The 3,155-nt window shown below is 36.2% G+C and carries 3 protein-coding genes; all 3 read right to left on the reverse strand.

Going from position 1 to position 3,155, the window contains the following annotated elements; translation table 11 throughout:
• On the reverse strand, nt 1–1,270 hold a 1,270-nt coding region (locus ABIZ51_04015; GenBank protein ID MEO7087940.1), incomplete at its 3' end, for a hypothetical protein.
• 9 nt (nt 1,271–1,279) lie between these two features.
• Nucleotides 1,280–2,167 (reverse strand): ABC transporter ATP-binding protein, encoded by an 888-nt coding sequence (locus ABIZ51_04020; GenBank protein ID MEO7087941.1) that lies wholly within the window; start codon nt 2,165–2,167, stop codon nt 1,280–1,282.
• A gap of 97 nt (nt 2,168–2,264) precedes the next feature.
• Nucleotides 2,265–3,032 carry a phosphatase PAP2 family protein gene (locus tag ABIZ51_04025; GenBank protein MEO7087942.1) on the reverse strand — a complete coding sequence of 256 codons (768 nt, stop codon included), beginning with the start codon at nt 3,030–3,032 and terminating at the stop codon, nt 2,265–2,267.
• Between the last annotated feature and the right edge of the window lie 123 nt (nt 3,033–3,155).

A 3,155-nucleotide genomic window follows, 5' to 3' on the forward strand; every position in this document is an offset into this window, starting at 1 on the left:
CTACTTGCACTAAAATTAATGCGAAAAGTTTGGAGATAAATGGCGAACGATCATTGATAGGAAGCGCATCGTAAATTTGACTAATTTTTAATTCGCGCTCTTTCCACACTAATTCGCCCGAATAAAAAATAATGATGATGAGTACAAAAAGGTAAAACGAACCTGCTAAAATTTCGAGCACCATTCCGGTAACCGGGAATGTATTGGTATCATATATTTTCCCGACTTGCGCTCCGCTCACAAACAAAAAAACCATTCCGGCAAAAACAATGGCGATAAAATAAATACTTTTGATGATGGATAAAAATTCGAGTTTTATTTGTTGTAGCAATTGTAAAAATTGTGCTTTCGCAGAAAAATTCTGTGAAACAGGAACTAAAATAATTTTTCCGATACGTTCTTTTACTTCGGTTATTTTTAGTCGTTTTTTAGTAGATCTTAGTTCGCTTGAAAATTGATCGAAACGAAATTTAAAATAAGTAAATCCGAAAATGATCGCACCAATACAAAGCCACAAAACACGATTGAGCATTAATAAGCTACTAAACGGAGCAATGAGCGAATTTTTTTCGGAAACCGTCCAATATTTTGTGATACTTCGCATTGCCATTCCTCCAAACGGATCAAGCAACCCAGCAATAAAATCGTTATTGATATTGGCAAGTAAACTTTTAGAAACTCCGTACAACACCAAAAACAAAATACTGCCTACATAAACGGAAAGCATGTTGCGACTGAGTGTGGCGGCTGCGAAAAAAATAATTCCAATAAAAAGTAAGTTCGGAATTACAAAAATAAGATACGGTTGCACATAATACATCAAGTGAAACGCACCAATTTTAGAAGCATCTAACCAAGGCATAAAACTGCCAACCATAATACCAAATGCTGCACCTGTAAAAACAAGCAAAGCAATAACAGCGGCACCTAAAAATCGTCCGCCCAAATAATCGAATTTAGAAATGGGTTTCGTAAAAAAAAGTGCGTGCGTGCCATATTCAAAATCTTTGTAAACAGCGTCTCCGACAATAGCTGCAATAATAATGGTACCAATAAAACAGAGTCCGGAAATGAGCGAGTTAATCATGAACGGAGAATTCGCTAAAACTTTTCCACCTCCTCCAGGAAGTGCTAAATCAACGCCATTAAACGCGCCACCGGCAAGCAGTATAAATAAAAAAGCAAGTGCGAAAAAAACAATAAAATAAATGTAAGTCGCAGGTCTTTTAAGGCGATAAGAGATTTCGAATAAAAATATTTCTTTAAACATGTGCAGAATTTAAACGGCTTTTAAAACATTATCCATTTTAATGGCTGAAAAATAAACGTCTTCCAAATCAGGAATAACTGGCTTAAACGAAGCGTCTGGTTGCGAATCGTTGGTTACGTGAATAATGGTTTTGCCGCCCAACAAACGTGAAAAAATAACGTTGTGTTTTTCCTGATGATTTGGCAATTCTGTTTTTTCAATCATTTTCTCCCACACTTTTCCTTGTATCGCTTCAATGGATTTCAGCGGATCGCCTGTCATCAAAACTCTCCCTTTATTGATGATTGCCATGTTGCGACATAAATCACTCACATCATCCACAATATGTGTGGAAAGTATCACAATAATATGTTCGCCAATTTCACTCAATAAATTATGAAAACGATTGCGTTCAGCAGGATCCAAACCAGCCGTTGGCTCATCTACAATAATTAATTTCGGATTTCCGAGCAACGCTTGCGCGATTCCGAAACGTTGTTTCATTCCGCCTGAATAACCACCGAGATTTTTTTTTCGAGCTTCAAAAAGATTGGTTTGCTGCAGCAAAGATTCTACTACTTCTTTGCGTTCTTTGTTGTTCGTAATTCCTTTCAATACCGCAATATGATTCAACAATACTTCCGCCGAAACTTTTGGATAAACGCCAAATTCCTGTGGTAAATAACCCAATATTTTCCGTACTTCTTTTTTGTTTTTCAGCACATCTAAATCGTCTAAAAAAACACTTCCTGAATCGGCTTCTTGAAGTGTTGCAATCGTGCGCATCAGCGATGATTTTCCGGCACCGTTCGGTCCCAGCAATCCAAATATTCCGGTAGGAATTTCAAGACTTACATTTTTGAGTGCTTGCACTCCGTTGCTGTATGTTTTGGAAAGATTTTGAATTTTTAATTGCATGAAAAAAAGTTTTTTGTAATGAGACGGTGCAAGTTAATTAAATGTTACAAATGGAGAAATATGGGCTTAAAAAATCAATAAAATTCTTCTCACAATATTAATTAATAATTATTTTAGGCTTTCGCTGATGGCTATTCCGATAAATTAATTTTCCCATCGCCCAACCGAAAACAGCTCCAGTAAAAACATCAGAAGCCCAATGTTTATTGTCGTTAATGCGCGATAAAGCCGTTAATGATGCAATGGAATACGCAATAATAGGAACCGCTTTGTAATTGCTGTATTCCGAAGCAACAATGGCTGCCATTGCAAAAACAGAAGTGCTGTGTCCCGAAGGAAATGAAAAATTTCCGTTCCTAAATCCCGGTCCGAACCACATAAAAGGATTATCGCTAATGTAAGGTCGGTCGCGTTCTGGAATATATTTCACCGCATTTACAAGTGCGCCTGTTATCAGAAAAGTCTTCAGTCCAAGTAAAGCCGTTTCTTTTGCGTGATTATTTTTGGCAAGCATTCCAAACGTATAAAAAACAGCCATTGTTCCCATCGAATAAATGCCGTGTCCCCAAGGTTCCAAGCCATATTTAGAAATAGTATTTGTTAAATCACTTCTGTTTCTCTGAAACAAATTATGAACGTTTTGATCTTCCGTAAAAATTAAAGCTGTCGCTATTCCGCCAGTTGCACCAAACGTTATCCATTGTTTTTCATCCCAATGAAAAGGTGAAAGTGCAATGTCTCGCACGTCTGTTAAATAGGATTTAAAATATTTTTTATTGAAGGAGCAACAATTAGAACTGTCTGTTTGTGCGAAAACCGCGGAACTAATAAATGCAAAGAGGATTACTACAACTATTTTTTTCATCCGAAAAAATATTTTTTTATTGTCAAAAAACAATGCAAGATAGAAAAAGATGCTTGTTTTTGTTCTGAAAAAGAGTACTCGAAAAAATATTTTTTTGAAGCTTGAAAAAATAGCATAAAAAAA

The organism is Bacteroidia bacterium, assembly GCA_039924845.1.
Lineage (GTDB): Bacteria > Bacteroidota > Bacteroidia > DATLTG01 > DATLTG01 > DATLTG01.